The 15,357-nt window shown below is 47.7% G+C and carries 16 protein-coding genes and 1 riboswitch; of the genes, 5 read left to right on the forward strand and 11 right to left on the reverse strand.

What is annotated here, in order from left to right; all coding sequences use genetic code 11:
- Positions 1 to 54: 54 nt before the first annotated feature.
- The 6 genes from KNQ02_RS10570 to KNQ02_RS10595 form a co-directional block, all read right to left on the reverse strand.
- Positions 55 to 513: an SRPBCC family protein gene (locus tag KNQ02_RS10570; RefSeq protein ID WP_088838230.1), complete on the reverse strand. Its 459-nt coding sequence runs from the start codon at positions 511 to 513 to the stop codon at positions 55 to 57.
- A 104-nt stretch (positions 514 to 617) separates the two neighbouring features.
- Positions 618 to 1,565, reverse strand: coding sequence for an ATP-grasp domain-containing protein (locus KNQ02_RS10575; protein WP_088838231.1), 948 nt, complete (start codon positions 1,563 to 1,565; stop codon positions 618 to 620).
- Positions 1,562 to 2,620 carry an LLM class flavin-dependent oxidoreductase gene (locus KNQ02_RS10580; protein ID WP_214808458.1) on the reverse strand — a complete coding sequence of 353 codons (1,059 nt, stop codon included), beginning with the start codon at positions 2,618 to 2,620 and terminating at the stop codon, positions 1,562 to 1,564. Before KNQ02_RS10580 ends, KNQ02_RS10575 begins: the two co-directional genes overlap by 4 nt.
- A gap of 72 nt (positions 2,621 to 2,692) precedes the next feature.
- Positions 2,693 to 2,797, reverse strand: a riboswitch (SAM riboswitch).
- Between the two features lie 190 nt (positions 2,798 to 2,987).
- The gene (locus tag KNQ02_RS10585; protein ID WP_214808460.1) at positions 2,988 to 3,662 is read right to left on the reverse strand and encodes a DUF975 family protein; all 675 of its coding nucleotides are present in this window, start codon (positions 3,660 to 3,662) and stop codon (positions 2,988 to 2,990) included.
- A gap of 67 nt (positions 3,663 to 3,729) precedes the next feature.
- Complete coding sequence (locus KNQ02_RS10590; protein WP_214808462.1) at positions 3,730 to 4,998, reverse strand: DUF2325 domain-containing protein; 1,269 nt, start codon at positions 4,996 to 4,998, stop codon at positions 3,730 to 3,732.
- Positions 4,999 to 5,090: 92 nt separating this feature from the next.
- Positions 5,091 to 5,870 (reverse strand): DUF817 domain-containing protein, encoded by a 780-nt coding sequence (locus tag KNQ02_RS10595; protein ID WP_214808464.1) that lies wholly within the window; start codon positions 5,868 to 5,870, stop codon positions 5,091 to 5,093.
- A 158-nt stretch (positions 5,871 to 6,028) separates the two neighbouring features.
- Between KNQ02_RS10595 and KNQ02_RS10600 the strand changes: the two genes are divergently transcribed.
- The 5 genes from KNQ02_RS10600 to KNQ02_RS10620 all read left to right on the forward strand — a co-directional run bounded on the left by KNQ02_RS10600 (position 6,029) and on the right by KNQ02_RS10620 (position 10,099).
- The gene (locus tag KNQ02_RS10600) at positions 6,029 to 6,697 is read left to right on the forward strand and encodes a YczE/YyaS/YitT family protein (RefSeq protein ID WP_214808467.1); all 669 of its coding nucleotides are present in this window, start codon (positions 6,029 to 6,031) and stop codon (positions 6,695 to 6,697) included.
- A 156-nt stretch (positions 6,698 to 6,853) separates the two neighbouring features.
- The gene (locus KNQ02_RS10605) at positions 6,854 to 7,303 is read left to right on the forward strand and encodes a MarR family winged helix-turn-helix transcriptional regulator (protein WP_251135072.1); all 450 of its coding nucleotides are present in this window, start codon (positions 6,854 to 6,856) and stop codon (positions 7,301 to 7,303) included.
- A 17-nt stretch (positions 7,304 to 7,320) separates the two neighbouring features.
- Positions 7,321 to 7,956, forward strand: coding sequence for a nitroreductase family protein (locus KNQ02_RS10610; RefSeq protein ID WP_214808473.1), 636 nt, complete (start codon positions 7,321 to 7,323; stop codon positions 7,954 to 7,956).
- 53 nt (positions 7,957 to 8,009) lie between these two features.
- On the forward strand, positions 8,010 to 8,645 hold the full coding sequence (locus tag KNQ02_RS10615; RefSeq protein ID WP_214805337.1) for a nitroreductase family protein: 636 nt from the start codon (positions 8,010 to 8,012) through the stop codon (positions 8,643 to 8,645).
- 131 nt (positions 8,646 to 8,776) lie between these two features.
- A complete protein-coding gene (locus KNQ02_RS10620) occupies positions 8,777 to 10,099 on the forward strand; it encodes an NAD(P)/FAD-dependent oxidoreductase (RefSeq protein ID WP_214808476.1) in 1,323 nt (440 codons plus the stop codon).
- Between the two features lie 33 nt (positions 10,100 to 10,132).
- Here KNQ02_RS10620 and KNQ02_RS10625 read toward each other — a convergent pair whose 3' ends face one another.
- From KNQ02_RS10625 to KNQ02_RS10645, 5 genes are all read right to left on the reverse strand, one after another.
- Positions 10,133 to 11,578 (reverse strand): DEAD/DEAH box helicase, encoded by a 1,446-nt coding sequence (locus KNQ02_RS10625; protein WP_214766300.1) that lies wholly within the window; start codon positions 11,576 to 11,578, stop codon positions 10,133 to 10,135.
- Between the two features lie 123 nt (positions 11,579 to 11,701).
- The gene (gene rlmN / locus KNQ02_RS10630; RefSeq protein WP_088838241.1) at positions 11,702 to 12,775 is read right to left on the reverse strand and encodes a dual-specificity RNA methyltransferase RlmN; all 1,074 of its coding nucleotides are present in this window, start codon (positions 12,773 to 12,775) and stop codon (positions 11,702 to 11,704) included.
- A 145-nt stretch (positions 12,776 to 12,920) separates the two neighbouring features.
- Complete coding sequence (locus tag KNQ02_RS10635; RefSeq protein ID WP_214766298.1) at positions 12,921 to 13,724, reverse strand: ABC transporter permease subunit; 804 nt, start codon at positions 13,722 to 13,724, stop codon at positions 12,921 to 12,923.
- Entirely contained in the window at positions 13,721 to 14,602 is an 882-nt protein-coding gene (locus tag KNQ02_RS10640; RefSeq protein ID WP_214808480.1) for an ABC transporter ATP-binding protein, read from the reverse strand. The genes KNQ02_RS10635 and KNQ02_RS10640 overlap by 4 nt, the downstream gene beginning before the upstream one ends.
- Before the next feature lie 42 nt (positions 14,603 to 14,644).
- Entirely contained in the window at positions 14,645 to 15,277 is a 633-nt protein-coding gene (locus tag KNQ02_RS10645; protein WP_214766294.1) for a methyltransferase, read from the reverse strand.
- Positions 15,278 to 15,357: the final 80 nt, after the last annotated feature.

A 15,357-nucleotide genomic window follows, 5' to 3' on the forward strand; every position in this document is an offset into this window, starting at 1 on the left:
CTTACTTAAAAAGGTACGCCTATTCTCGCAGTAATCGAGAGTAAGCGTACCTTTTTATTCTTGGATTTGCTTCACTTCTTTTTCGAGCCGCTCGAGAAATCCTTTGACGATTTTCTCGTTTTCACGTTCTCCGCCTAACGATAAGAGACTGCGACCGACGAAGTTGACGCCTTCATTTTTCCCCGTGTAAATCAAACGGCAGCTCGTCGCATCGATTCGCTTCAGCGCAAACGACATCTCAAGGCGAAACATCTTCGCTAACGTAAAACCAATCGTATTTTGTTTATAGTCCGGTTCATTCGTATAAGCGAGATCGGTCACGATGTAGGTTTCAAGACGATTCCCTTGCATGTAGGTTTGCCGGTACGTCGATCCGACGACGCCCGGCTTACGTTCAATCACCTCATGCTGGACGACACCCGGAATGAGTCGTTGCAGTCGATCGTGATCAAACAGATGCCACGCCTGTTCGATTGGAATCGCAAGTACTTTTTCTTCACGCCACGTCACCATGACACCACCTCCTTTTAGTTTAAAAATACCCTGATGTCCGTCGTTCTAACGCTCGACTCCGGCACAATCAGGGTATTTTTCTTACTTCAAGTGGTTTTTGATGTTCACTTCACGGTTTGACGTTCTAACGCATGACCTAGGAATGTTGCGAGTTCCAGCATCCCGAACTTCCCAGCTGCCGCTTCAGCGTCCGAATTGTAATTCGTATTCGTATTGACGTCGTACGTATAAATCGTCCCGTCTGCATCCTTGATGAACTCAATCCCGGCGACCGCGATTTTATTTTCTTGCAGGAACGCTTCATACTGGGCGATGATCGGGTCATCGAACCCGTCGACAATTTGGAATTTCATCGGTGTCTCTGCCGCCTCTTCTCCGACCGGGCAGAACAAATCATCGATGACACAAGCATCCGCGGGGCAGAGCTCGAATCCTTCCGACGTATCGACACGGACCGCATAGACGAACTTACCACCGACGAATTCACAACGCGTAATGTAGGGTTCAGGTGCTTGAATGTACTCTTGAATCAACGTGATGCCGTCGACCGGCTCATCGAATGTCGGTCCGTCAAGATACGTCTCGAGTGCTTCAATCGAGTGGAACAATTGAACGCCGAGTCCTTTACCGGCACGATTGTGTTTCGTGATGAACGACGATACTCCGATGTTTTGAGCGGCTTGGACGATTTGATCACGTCCGACGGCTGCCGTCGTTTTCGGAACACGGATACCTGCTTTTCGTAAGGCGGTGTATTGGTTGACCTTACTGACCTCGAGTCGTAACGCACGGGTTCCGTTGAAAACGGTCCGGTCATGTTCTTCGAGCCAAGCGAGGACCCCTTCCGTCAATTCTGGTGCATAGCGGTGCCCGCGCGTATGGGACGAGGCACTCATCCGGCTGTAAAAAACGCCTTCCGGTGGTGTTTCATCGAGCGGGACGACCCCTTCGTTGAGGTGCCACTGTTCATACGGTAAGTTGAGTTCCTCGAGTCGCTTGATTAAATGATCCGTCCATTCCTGATTTTCGTGTAAGATATGAATTTTCGTCATTTTAGTTGACCTACCTTTCGTTTCGCTTCGACGCGTGGCATGACCTCGCGGGCAAAGCGTTCCATTTCTTCGAGTTGCGGAGAAAATTGAAGCAAGAGCAACGTCACGCCGACTGCTTCAAATTCAAGAATCCGTTCTGCGATTTGATCCGGCGTCCCAATCAAGTTCGGACGCAGTCCCCGGTTTGAGACCGAATAGTCATTTCGTTTGACCTGTTGTTCGAGTTGCGATTTACTGACGAAGTCGTCATACCCGGCATATCCGGCACCGTCTTCTTTAACGTTCGTAATCCGGTGCCATTCTTCGAGCGCCGCTTCTTCCGTCTCGCGACAGATGATGTAGGCCGCCAGTCCGAAACTCGCAAGCGGCTGCTTCCCGGTCGCCGCGCGGCGGGTTTTCATATCCGTAATTTTCGTCGCGACTTCATCGACCGTTCCTCCATGTATGACATAGGCATCACAGTGATTGACGATCGTCTGTTTCCCCGTCTCACTCTCACCACCAGCGTAGAGCTTGATTCCGGGACGCTGAACGGGTTTCGGGTGAAGCTCTGCCCGTTCCAGCTGATAGTACGCCCCATCAAAACTATAGGGTGATGCGTCCGCCCATAATCCTTTCATGACCGTCACGAATTCTTCCGTCCGGGCATATCGTTCGTCATGGGCTGTAAAAATCCCATTGTATTGACGGGCTTCTTCCTCCCACCAGGCCGAGACGACGTTGAGCGTAAAACGTCCGTTACTCAACTGATCGAGGTTCGCCGCCATTTTTGCTGTCGTCGCCGGATTATGAAAACCGGGCCGGACGGCTGTCATGATTTCCAACCGTTCCGTTGTCGCCGCAATCGCCGCTGCCGTCGTCCACGCCTCAAGACTCGGTTCGGCTATTCCTTTAATGTCGTTTAAGTTCAATTCTGCAATCAATGTCGTAGAAAAGCCAATCCGTTCTGCCGTCTGTGCGACTTGTTTCGCATAATCGAATGTCGCTGGCATTTGTTCATCCTCGACGTTTCGTAACCAACCCCCGAAGATTGGTAACCAAAATCCGTATTCCATCCCCTGTGCCCCCTTTTTGCATAAAAAATCGCTCTTTTCGTTTAGAAAAGAGCGACGAATGTCTACTGTCGGCTCTTATCTTCAAAGGAATAAATTCCTCTTGGAAGTAGCACCTTCCGCTCATGCGGGGTTGCTGAAGTGTCGTCGGGCCAGTCCCTCGACTTCTCGTGATAAGAATAATTGAAATTAGCGTACATCTTTTAGCAGAGTAAAGCAACCTTTAAACCTTCTTTTCCTATCGGAATTAAAAAACATTTGGAAAATCACTCTGTTTCTTGATACTTCTTTGTCTAGAAGCTAAAAACAGGAATTGCACATCGGTTTAAGATGGCAATCCCTGCTTTGTATGGTGCTGTTCAAAATCAATTCATTCTGGTGATACGAACGGTGAGTCATTGTGATTTGCATCCATCATGACTGTCCGGCGACCAGTCGTTGAAACTTCTTCGCCCCGTACGCGATCGTAGAACTTCGCGATTGTGACACTGAAGTATGGTCCAATCCAAAGGAAACCAATCCCGATCGTAACAATTCCGAGCAAGAACCAACCAATGAATGAAAGGACGAGGAAAAACGCCTCTTTTTTGTGTCCATCCATCATTTGGCGTGAACGTGTAATGGCATCAAGGATGCCAATCGATGGTTCGTCCCGAATGATGTAATACGTCAACATGTAAGAGAATGACTTAATGATTCCTGGAATGATGAAAAGTAAGAACCATAGCCCTAAGAAAAAGGTTTGGACGATTGACACTCCAATGGCTTTCAAGAACATTTTGTACGGCTCAAACAAATCGGCGACTTTCGTCTGCTCGTCTCGGGCGACAGATAGGGCGAGCCATGACCATCCCATTGCAACCGGTAAGGTCAACACCGTCAAGAGCATACCAATCAAGTCGATAAATTGGAAATCCTCTTCGGGTGAGGACGCAAATCCGTTCGGAACGCCTTGAATGATTAAGAACAACAACATCATTAATGCCATGAAGCCCCATCGTCCCTGCAACGACTCGCGCGCTGCTAATTTTAATTGTTTTGACATCGAAAGATCCTCCTCAAAAATAAGTGCTACCTTTCTTTACGGTTTATTTTTGAGGAGGTTTCACTTTTTAACGCTCGTCTTTTAGTAAACGTTGGACCATTGCTTTTTCAAGTTGTTGCTGGCACGCCGTATACAAAGAGCGTCGTCCATCGAGTCGTTCAATCGCAAACGGAATATCGTGCTTTTTTGCTTGCACGAGGACATGTGCCGCTGCTGCGTGAGAAACCCGACTTTTGACGACGACGATCGCATCTGTCTTTTTCGCGAGACAGGCAATTTTTTTCGCAGCTTGGGCATCACCGCCAAGATGGATTAATTCGACTCCCGTCTCCGCAAAGAAGTCGCGGTAGACGGCGCGCTGTTGCTCATTACCGACGATGACGAGACGCATGCCGTCGTAGGAAGCAAAATCGAGTGCCGTTTTATCGACGAATTCGATTGGTTGACCTGGTAATGTCGTCGTATCGAGACGTTCGAGTTGCTGGACTTTCTTTTCCCGGAGGCGCCGCTCTTTTTTGACTTTCTTCGCCTTCGGTTTCCGTTGCATCATCTTGTCGTAGCGTCCTGTTTTCGCCTGTTTGTTTGCAGGTGACGCAGTGGCGGACTCGGGCGAACCATTCGATACGTCGCGTGCCGGTAATTCCGTCATGGTCGGTACTTCATAATGAAATGCGTGTTTCCAAACAATCGTCAATGTCTCCGGATGACCTTTCCACATGACGAGGTCGACGAGTTGACCTGCTTTCAGTTGGAAGAACCGCATGTCTTCGAGTGGTGTCGTGTAATAGAACGGTTTTCCCGTCTCATCTTGCAGTGGACCGTCAATCGTCGCTTCGATGATGCCATGGTTCTTGACGATACACTTTTCAAAAACGATTCGCTCTGCAAGTGGTTTTACTTGATCCGTCGCGACGACGGCTAAGATTTCAAGCGACGTCCGGCGCTCATCTTGATGTAGGACTTGGACACGGACTTCCATCCCATGCTCCAGGTTCCAGTCACGGATTTCTGTTTCTGAGACATGACTGTTTGGCCATTCCCGTAACGAGCCGCCCTTTAATTGCCGTTCGAACGTATAGGAATACCGTTGTTCGACAGTCCGTTCAACTTCTTCCTTCCGTTCCTGGATCATTTTGATCGGGAGGCTAGATGGTGTTTCCGGACGTTCTACTAGTTTCGTCGTTGTTTGACGTGGCGCGTAGTACTGCGACAGCTGGACCCATTCATCGATTCCGTTGATTTCTTCAAGTAACAAACCCCAGTCGTCTGCTGTCTCGACGATGTTCAGTTTGCTTGTAACTAACTCCTTCGCTCGTTCGATTACGTGATGCATCATGTTAAAAACCCCTTTGCTATTTTTTCCAACTATAGCAAGGTCAAGATGCTTCACCCGTGTAAAAAAACAACCGGGTATTTTTTTATTACGGGTTACGATTTAACTTCGACTGCGGAGTCGCCACTTCGGTATTTTTCGACGACGACAATCAAGACGGTAATGATGACGAGTAAGAACCAAGACGATAATTTGCCAAAATCGACAAGTGCCCAGCCCTCTTGCTGATGCGGATAGACCCAGCCCTTAAAAAAGGTGACGATGTTTTCCGCCAGCCAAATGAACCAGGCAATTAGTAAAAATGATAAGACAAGCGGGAGACGGTAAACCGTATCCTCTAGTCGGAAGTAGACCCACGATTTAAAGAAGACGACGATGACGAGTCCCATCAAGAACCACCGTAAATCGAGCATCCAGTGGTGCGTAAAAAAATTTAAGTAAATCAAACTCCCGACAGCAAGTGCGAGGGTCGGACGTGGAAAGGACGTAAACCGAAGCTCAAGTCGCCGAAACGCCTGACAGATGTAACTCGCGACACTGGCATACATGAAGCCCGCATAGAGCGGAACACCAAACACTTTCGAAACAGCGTCTTCCGGATAACTCCACGAGCCGACGTGGACTTTAAACAGCTCAAGTCCTAATCCGATGACGTGAAAAATAAGAATCAGCTTGAACTCTTCTTTCGTTTCATAACGAGTCACGAGTAAGGCGACTTGGACGAACAGACACCACAGTAACAGGATGTCATAACGGGCAATCGGTTCACTCGGCAAATAACGTGATAAGGCGAGTGCAGCAAAGATGGCTACTGGAAAGATACAACAGAGCGCTTCAAGATATGTAAAACGGATGAGATGGCGGATCAATCGCATCGACGTCCCTCCTCTTCTTTCTTTAAGTATACGAGACGTTCGCCGTACCTCCCTCCTTCTCAAGTTGGACATTCGACAATTTGTTGCTTCTGCTTTAGTCCACGAACGTGATACAGTTAACGAATACGTATCTTATTGAATCGAGGTGACACGCAACGATGTTCAAACGTTTCCATACGTCCTGGTTGCTGCGCGCAACGTTGAAGTGGTTCTTATTTTTAAGCGGTCTCTTTTTACTCGCCGTCGGTTCCTCCATCATGATCACCGCTAACCTCGGTGTCTCGACTTGGGATGTCCTGCATCTCGGTCTTCAAAACAAAACACCTTTGTCAGTCGGGACGGTCATTCTTCTCGTCGGTCTGCTGCTCGTCCTCGTCAAATACTTACTCGACCGGATTCGACCGCAAGTCGGGACACTCGTCAATGCAATTTTCGTCGGTGTCTTCATGAACCTCGTACTTGGTTCTCATTTGCTTCCATCGTTCTCAGCTGTCTGGCTAAACGCCTTATGGCTCATCTTCGGTATTTTCATCATCGGCATGGGGGCAGGGCTATACGTCGCCGTCGGATACGGCGCCGGTCCACGTGACGGATTGACCTTGACGTTAGCGGATCGTTTCGGAACCTCAATCCGGATGATGCGGACAATCATGGAGATAACGGCATGTGGTCTTGGTTGGTTACTCGGTGGCCCCGTCTTTTTCGGGACCATCCTCTCAATCTTTTTGATTGGACCGTTTCTTCAATTTTGGTTAGTCTATTTCCGGCGGATGATTGCCGCAATCGATGCTGGGGTCGTTCGACCGAACGAACAAAAAATCAGCTGAGCCGCCTGACTCGATATCGTTTCGAAAGAAATGGTATCTTTTTTTCGTGGATGAAGCAGATTAGTTGCACCTAGAAAATATACACGTTATATTCGTTTACATATCAATCTTTGATACGTCAAAGGTTTCTTGGGACGAAGGGAAGGATGTGATGATTTGAGTATTTCTTGTACGGAAAAAGGACGCCTCATTTATGCGCTCGTCTCGGTCAATAAGACGATCGCGCAAAAATTTGATTTATGTACAGATGGCTTCAGTCAGACTCGGATGGACTTACTAGCCCAACTCGAGGTCGGAAAGACGATTAGTCAAAAAGAATTGCAACAACGCGTCAATGTCGACAACGCTGCCGTGACGCGACATTTAAAACATCTCGAAACGAACGGAATGATTCAACGTGTCCGTTCTGAGAGCGATAACCGTGTCATCCTCGTCTCATTAACTGCAGAGGGTGCCACGCGTATCACACAATTGCGCCAGCAAAAAGATGACTTCTTGGAAAGTCTGTTAACCGGCTTTACTGAAGAAGAACAAGATCAACTGGCACAAATGATTCAGCGCATTGAAGATAACGCGTTAACATTATCTAAAACTACTGCCCGATAAAAAAGGAGAGCTTACTCATGACAATACAAACATCTACTGACTTTATGGAAATCGTAAAAGGCCGTCGTTCAATCCGCAACTACGACACGGACGTAAAAATCTCAAAAGAAGAAATGACACAAATTCTTGAAGAAGCAACACTCGCACCGTCTTCCGTCAACATGCAACCATGGCGTTTCCTCGTTATCGACAGCGAAGAAGGAAAAGCGACACTCGCTCCACTCGCGAAGTTCAACCAAGTCCAAGTCGAGACATCATCTGCTGTCATCGCGGTCTTCGGTGACATGAATGCGATCGATCAACTTGAAAACATTTACGATACAGCTGTCGCACAAGGACTTATGCCGCAAGAAGTCCGCGACCGTCAAGTTCCGGCAATCAAAGGTATGTATGAAAACGTTCCTGCTAGCGCACTTAAAGACAGCATCTTGATCGATTCAGGTCTTGTTTCCATGCAATTGATGCTCGTCGCTCGTGCACACGGTTACGATACGAATCCGATCGGTGGATACGAAAAAGATCAAATCGCTGAAGCTTTCGGCATGGATAAAGATCGTTATGTACCAGTCATGCTCCTTTCAATCGGGAAAGCTGTTGATGCAGGATACCCATCAGTCCGTCTTCCAATCAACGATATCGCAGACTGGAAATAAGTTCGATTCGCTTCATCAAAAAATAGAGAACACAACAAGGGAGATTGAATACTATGACAACACAAACAACTACTGACTTTATGGAAATCGTAAAAGGCCGTCGCTCAATCCGTAACTACGACACGGATGTAAAAATCTCAAAAGAAGAAATGACACAAATTCTTGAAGAAGCAACACTCGCACCATCTTCCGTCAACATGCAACCATGGCGTTTCCTCGTCATCGACAGCGAAGAAGGAAAAGCGACACTCGCTCCACTCGCGAAGTTCAACCAAGTCCAAGTCGAGACATCATCTGCTGTCATCGCTGTGTTCGGCGACATGAATGCGGTCGATAGCATCGATACAATCTACGACATGGCTGTTGAAAAAGGGCTTATGCCGCAAGAAGTCCGCGATCGCCAAGTTCCGGCAATCAAAGGATTCTACCGCCCAGAAGATACAGACACACTTCGTGACAGCATCTTGATCGACTCCGGTCTTGTTTCGATGCAATTGATGCTCGTCGCCCGTGCGCACGGTTACGATACAAACCCAATCGGTGGATACGAAAAAGATCAAATCGCTGAAGCTTTCGGCATGGATAAAGATCGTTACCTCCCTGTCATGCTCCTTTCAATCGGGAAAGCCGTTGACGCAGGATATCCATCAGTCCGTCTTCCAATCAACGACATCACAGATTGGAAATAAGCAATCCGCACGACGAAGAGAGCACCTCGTTTTACGGGGTGCTTTTTGCTATATCTCCTGTCCCTCCTTTGCATTTAAATTCAGTTCGGCTCAATCCTTTTGTATACTGAACGAAAAAGGAGCGGATGCAGGTGTATGACGTAACGATCATCGGCGCAGGTGTCGCCGGAATTTTTCTGGCACACGAACTCGTACAGGACGGACAATCCGTCTTAGTGATTGACGCCGGAAAACCGTTAGCCGGAAGAACCGTGACAGACGCTTACCTCGGCTTTGGCGGACTCGGTAAATCAGAAGGAAAATACAATTATTCAACAGAGTTCGGGGGCGAACTCGAACAAAAGTTAGGTCCGGAAACGACACTTCGCTTAATGCAACAAGTCGATGCCGTCCTGTGTCAGTATGGAGCACTGGAGGTCCCTTTGTATTCCACTCATAATGCGTCATTTGCGGCGCGTGCTGAAGACGCTGGTTTACATACAATCGAGACGTCCGTCCGTCATCTCGGAACTTCACTTACGAAACAGGTGCTCGCCCGACTGGAGGACATGTTGATGCAGACGGTCACGTTCCGCTTTTCGACGCAAGTCGAACAGATACAGAAGCAAGCGGATACTACATTCACACTCAAAACAGCGTCAGAGACATTCTCGAGCCGACGAGTCGTGCTTGCGACCGGACGTTCCGGAACGGACTGGATGCGCCAGCAGCTAAAGCAGCTCGGTCTGGTGCAAACGAAAACACGACTCGACCTCGGGATTCGGATTGAAATGGATGAAGCGCCTTTTCGGACTGTATTACAGGACACGTTCGAAACGAAACTGGCATACGCATCTGACGCTGGAACGGCCGTCACCTACTGCATGAATCCGACCGGTCGGATCATCCGCAAATATCAAGAAGGTCTCGTCATGCCGGACGGACAAAATTTCCGCGAACAGACGACGGGGACGGCAAATTTAAACTTCACGTTGTTTTTACCACGCTATTTCGATACGTTGACCGCAGCGAATCAATTTGCGACTTCAGTCATCGGACAAATCAACCAGGGGTCGGACCGGATTGTCGTCCAACGTCTCGGTGACTTGCTTGCCGGTGTAGCTTCTACAGCAACCGGAATCGCTCACAATCAAGTCGTCCCGACGCTCGAAGCAACACCAGGAAACCTGCTCGACGAGGTCCCGGACACAGATCTCACCGTGTTACTCGGATTTTTCGAGCGGCTCGAACGTTTGCTCGAAACTCCGCTCTCCCCTGATACATTGCTTTACGGAATGGACGGGAAGTTTTACGCTCCGGTCCTCGCGACCTCCCGCGACTTCGAAACAGACATCACGGGACTGTATGCAATCGGGGATTGTTCCGGCGCGACCCATTCGCTTTCGCAAGCAGCGGCGAGCGGTCTCCACCTCGGACAAGTCTTACAGCAAAAAACAGCCGTTTCGGGAGAGTAAGCTCTCTCAAAACGGCTGTTTTTCATTCAGTTCTTATTTTTTAAACGCTTCATATACTTTCAGTTGTTTCCCTTTGACCTTCGTCGTCTTCATCGCGCGTAAGACGAGTGGCCCTTTACCGTTCAGAATCTCGACATACGTTACCGTATCTTGAATCGTGATGATCCCGATATCCTGAGCAGTCATCCCTTCGATTTTCGCAATCGTTCCGACAAAATCAACGGCCCGAAGTTTCTTTTTCTTCCCGCCATTGAAATAGAGCTTCATGATGTCAGCGTTCAGTTGTTGTGTTTTTGATGTGCGGACATCCGTCGTCGTGATTTTCTCTTCGAACGCATCTGCCGTCCGAATCAATTCACGTTCCGTCGGTGCTTGACGTTTTTCGATTGCTTCGCCACGGTACTGTTCGACTTCACGAAGACGGCGCATATCCGCTTCCGTCACGAGGCTGATTGCTTTCCCCATTGCGCCCGCACGCCCTGTCCGACCCGTCCGGTGCACATAACTTTCTTTTTCGACCGGCATGTCGTACTGGATGACGTGGGTGATGTTTTCGATGTCAATTCCACGTGCTGCGACGTCTGTCGCGACCAAGTAACGGAATTCGCCTGCACGGAATGCCTTCATGACCGCAAGGCGCTCGTCCTGTTCCATCCCGCCGTGAATTTTCTCGACCGGATACTCCATCGCCGTCAGTCCTTGGGCGACAAAATCGACATGTTCTTTCGTCCGGCAGAAAATCATACAACGGTCCGGATTTTCGACGACCGTGACGTCTTTCAAGATTGCGAATTTCGTCTTATCGGTTACAGAAATATAACTGTGATCGATTTGAGCGATTTCGGTTGCATTTGTCGTGATTTCGACCTCTTTCGGCGACTGCATGTAACGTTCGCTCAGCTTGTGAATGTCTTGCGGGAACGTCGCTGAGAACAACATCGTCGTCCGTTGTGTCGGCAGTTGTTTTAAAATCGTATCGACTTGCTCGAGGAAGCCCATGTTCAGCATCTCATCCGCTTCATCCAGGACAAGGTATTTGACCTTTTCAAGCGAAAGTGTCCCTCGCTCGAGGTGATCGAGCACACGACCTGGTGTTCCGACGACGATATGGGTCTTCTGTTTTAATTCCGTGACCTGACCACGGAACGGCTGTTTCCCGAAAACGGCTGTCGCTTTAATCCGCTTGTAACGCCCGATGTTCATCACGTCTTCCGTGACTTGCAGCGCCAGTTCACGCGTCGGTGTCAAAATTAGCGCTTGTGGTTTATTTTCTTCCCACTCGACGAGTTCACAGAGTGGAATGCCGAACGATGCCGTTTTCCCGCTTCCTGTGCGTGATTTGACGATGATATCTTTTTCAGACAAGGCGACCGGAATGACGGCTTGTTGGACATCCGTCGGAGTATGGTAACCAAGTTGTTCAATCGCTTTTAAAATTGGTGAACTGAGTTGAAAATCAGTGAATGGTTTTTTTGGCATGTGAATCCCTCATTTATTATATAGTTTCGAATTGACCGTACATCTCATGACCTCTCATTATGCGCTACTTTCCGCAGGACGTCAAAAGAGCTTCCCGTCAGAGTGACAGGAAGCTCCACTTGCTTATTTTGCTGCGACTTTATCTTTTTTGATTTGTTTACTACGTAACTGTCCACATGCTGCATCGATGTCTGTCCCGTGCTCGAGACGAACACCACAGTTGAGACCGTTCTTTTTCAACGTATCGTAGAATGTCGAGATATCTTCTGACGTACTCCGTTGATATTGACCATGCTCATCAACCGGGTTGTACGGAATCAAGTTGACATACGTCAAGTGACGTTTGTCTTCGAATAATTTCGCAAGTTCGATTGCTTGTGCTTTTTGGTCATTGACTCCACGAAGTAAGATGTACTCAATCGTAATTTTACGATTCGTCGTCTTCACGTAATAATCGATGGCAGGCATCAATTTTTCGAGTGGAATCGCACGGTTGATTTTCATGATTTGTGTGCGCAACTCGTTGTTTGGTGCGTGCAATGAAATCGCCAAGTTCACTTGAAGTTTTAAATCTGCGAATTTGTAGATTTTATCAGCAAGACCACTTGTCGAAACAGTGATGTGACGTGCACCGATCGCAAGACCGTTGTGATCTTTGATGACGTTCAAGAAGTCGACCATGTTGTCGAAGTTATCAAACGGCTCACCGATACCCATGACGACGACGTGGCTGACACGTTCTTCTTTACCGACAGCATCGAGGTGATGTTGGACGTTCATGATTTGTTCGACGATTTCACCAGCTGACAAATCGCGGCTCTTCTTAATCAATCCACTCGCGCAGAAGCTGCAGCCGATGTTACAACCGACTTGTGTCGTCACACAGACAGAGAGTCCGTATTTGTGACGCATGAGGACTGTTTCAATCAAACTGCCGTCATACAACTTGAAGAGGAACTTGATTGTTCCGTCCGCTGATTCTTGTTTAACGGATTCTGTCATCGAGCCAATCGCAAAACTCTGATCTAACAACTCAAGGCAATCCTTGTTGACATTCGTCATTTCAGCGAAAGTAGTGACACGTTTACGATAAAGCCAATCCCAAACCTGCTTCGCACGGAACGGCTTGTGACCTTGATGCGATAACCAGTCTGTCATCTGCTCAATTGTTAATCCATAAATGGATGGTTTATTCATTAGTGAGACCTCATTTCTTTTTCCAGAACTATAACATTCCTTTATCTTAGTAAAAATCGGGCACTTACGCAACGTTCAAATCCTAAATGTTCACTTTCTGTAGATTTCGAAAGGCTGTTTCGCTTTGTTTTGTCAAAAAAATGCCTCAAATCGATAAATTCCGTTTTCGAAAACTGATAAAAGCAAAACTACTGAACATCAGACAGATTAGCACAAGTAGAAGGATGTGCAACAGTAAATGTTCTGTCCCCGCCAGCAATCGTCCCGTATCAAACAAACTGAAGATCGATCCATAACGCATCCAGTCCGTTTTTTCACTTAAGCCCGCTCCAATCGTCAAGACAATCGAGAAGACGAGGACACCGGCAGCGACGGAAAAGGCACGACGCTCATCGTCAAAGAGTGTCGTGATAAACAACGTGAAACCAGCAACCGCATACAGCAAAAACAAAGCATTGACTTGCAGTCGCAATAAAGTCATACCATCAATCGAGATACCAGACATCGTCCAGTCCGCCATCAGTAAAACGAGCCCATTCAATAGAATGAGACAGGTACTCGCAATCAGCATGACGATGAGCGCTGCTGCCGTATATTGAATCCGCGTGATCGGGGATGCTAGATATAAAATCAATTCGCCATTGTCGATCGGACGGGCAAGTAACCGTGCCGCGAGGGACAACATATAAAACGTCGCAATAACTTGAAAAATCAAGCCGTAATAATTGCCGGCTAAGAGATCGAGCAGATTATTGAACGTCACCTTGTCATATTGGAATGCCTGTAACAATTCTTTTGGGAGAGCTTCGAGTTTTGCCTCGAGCAGACCGGTCTTCATCATCGATGGATACAAGGCGGCGAGCAACAATAAGTACAAACTGGTACCAAGTGAATAGGCAACGATCGGTTTGACGTTCTGCTTGAGTAAAGACCAGACGACCACGCTCATGATTCGTCACCCTCCCCGTAATAGTGCAAAAAGACATGCTCCAAATCATCAGCCGTCGTCTGAATCGAACGAATATCGTACGCAGTCAGAAGACGGAGAACTTGACTCAGTGTCAATTGGTCACTTGTCAAAAAGGAGACACGTTGTTGTTTTTGCGTCGCCCCGACTTGAATCGCAAATTGTTCCGCCTGTGCAGCAAGACCGAATTCGACCGTATACTGTTTCCGGCTCGACCGGATCAGTTCATGGATATCGGATTCAACGATGATTCGTCCGTCTTTTATCAACGCTGCCCGGTCGCACGACTTCTCCATCTCCGGGAAGTGGTGCGAACTCATCAAGATTGCTTTTCCGAGGCGACGTTCTTCCTCTAACCACGTCAGAAATCGTTCCTGCATCAGCGGATCAAGTCCGCTCGTCGGCTCATCAAGGAGATAGACCGGTGCGTCCTTCATGAAACATCCGACGAGTGCGAGTTTTTGTTTTGTACCTTTAGACATCTTCCGCACCTTCGTTTTCGGATCGAACGGAAAGCGCTCAAGTAAATCCGCTTGACGCTTCCGGTCCCCACCATGCAATTGTTGCATCAACTGTAAGATGTGGTCTCCCGTAAAGTCTCCCGGCAAACTGATTTCTCCCGGCAGATAACCGACGAGTCGTTTCACTTCTTTTGTTTCAACCCAGCAATCAAATCCACCAATCGTCGCATGACCGGAGTCAGCAGCAATCAAGCCCATCAATTGACGAAGTGCCGTTGATTTCCCTGCCCCATTCGGACCAATGAAACCAAAGACCATTCCCGGCTCGACAGAAAAACTGACATCGAATATTCCTTTACCCGACGCGAACGCTTTCGTGACATGTTCGAGATAAATCACTTCAACCGCCTCATTTCTTTTTTAAGAAATGGCTACAGTTAGTTATACCCGTTCTGTCATCGTGTCGGACGTAGCGAATCGATAAATCACAAACCGTTCATCATGATTTTTTTCGAATAAATCGCGTAACCGGACTTCCTCGATTTGTTCGAACGCCGTCTGGTTCTCTAAAAAATACCGGTATTCATCTGCCGGATAATAAAGAATCAAATCGATGGTCCGTGGCGCCTGCTCGACCGACTGTAAGATGTGGTTGACGACCTTGATAAAAATTTGAACGGAAAAAGGGTTAAAAAAATAAAATTTTGTCGCTTCTACCGGAATCGGATAACTTTCTGCATAGACATGTTCAAATTGAAGACTCCCGCGCCGTTTTTTAACTTTTTTTAAGTAATTCATCTGATTCGTCAGTGCATCCTCATAAAACTGACCGTTCATCTCGATTCCGATGACGGAACAGTCAAACCGATCGTGAAGATAAAAGTTCAGTCGTCCCTTCCCGCACCCAAAATCAATCACCGTATCCTCAGGATGAAACGGATAGACCGCGCATAGCTCATCCAGGGCTGCATATGGGGTCGGTTCATAACGGTTATAGTGACTGAAGGCATTGTAGAGGTGCTGGACATCAATCGTTTTAATGTGGAGCCGCGTTTCATATTCTTGTTCATTCATAGTTCAACTTCCTTCTTTCAAGCATTGTTTTCTCCATCGTACTATACTAAAGAGGTACGTAATTCGATAAAAGGGGATGT

It is taken from the genome of Exiguobacterium sp. s102, from assembly GCF_018618635.1.
GTDB lineage: Bacteria > Bacillota > Bacilli > Exiguobacteriales > Exiguobacteriaceae > Exiguobacterium_A > Exiguobacterium_A oxidotolerans.

Bases quoted from the DNA above. Each gene is read 5' to 3' on its own strand.
- KNQ02_RS10570 (WP_088838230.1), bottom strand. From the start codon at position 513: ATGGTGACGTGGCGTGAAGAAAAAGTACTTGCGATTCCAATCGAACAG.
- KNQ02_RS10575 (WP_088838231.1), bottom strand. From the start codon at position 1,565: ATGACGAAAATTCATATCTTACACGAAAATCAGGAATGGACGGATCAT.
- KNQ02_RS10580 (WP_214808458.1), bottom strand. From the start codon at position 2,620: ATGGAATACGGATTTTGGTTACCAATCTTCGGGGGTTGGTTACGAAAC.
- KNQ02_RS10585 (WP_214808460.1), bottom strand. From the start codon at position 3,662: ATGTCAAAACAATTAAAATTAGCAGCGCGCGAGTCGTTGCAGGGACGA.
- KNQ02_RS10590 (WP_214808462.1), bottom strand. From the start codon at position 4,998: ATGATGCATCACGTAATCGAACGAGCGAAGGAGTTAGTTACAAGCAAA.
- KNQ02_RS10595 (WP_214808464.1), bottom strand. From the start codon at position 5,870: ATGCGATTGATCCGCCATCTCATCCGTTTTACATATCTTGAAGCGCTC.
- KNQ02_RS10600 (WP_214808467.1), top strand. From the start codon at position 6,029: ATGTTCAAACGTTTCCATACGTCCTGGTTGCTGCGCGCAACGTTGAAG.
- KNQ02_RS10610 (WP_214808473.1), top strand. From the start codon at position 7,321: ATGACAATACAAACATCTACTGACTTTATGGAAATCGTAAAAGGCCGT.
- KNQ02_RS10615 (WP_214805337.1), top strand. From the start codon at position 8,010: ATGACAACACAAACAACTACTGACTTTATGGAAATCGTAAAAGGCCGT.
- KNQ02_RS10625 (WP_214766300.1), bottom strand. From the start codon at position 11,578: ATGCCAAAAAAACCATTCACTGATTTTCAACTCAGTTCACCAATTTTA.
- rlmN (WP_088838241.1), bottom strand. From the start codon at position 12,775: ATGAATAAACCATCCATTTATGGATTAACAATTGAGCAGATGACAGAC.
- KNQ02_RS10635 (WP_214766298.1), bottom strand. From the start codon at position 13,724: ATGAGCGTGGTCGTCTGGTCTTTACTCAAGCAGAACGTCAAACCGATC.
- KNQ02_RS10645 (WP_214766294.1), bottom strand. From the start codon at position 15,277: ATGAATGAACAAGAATATGAAACGCGGCTCCACATTAAAACGATTGAT.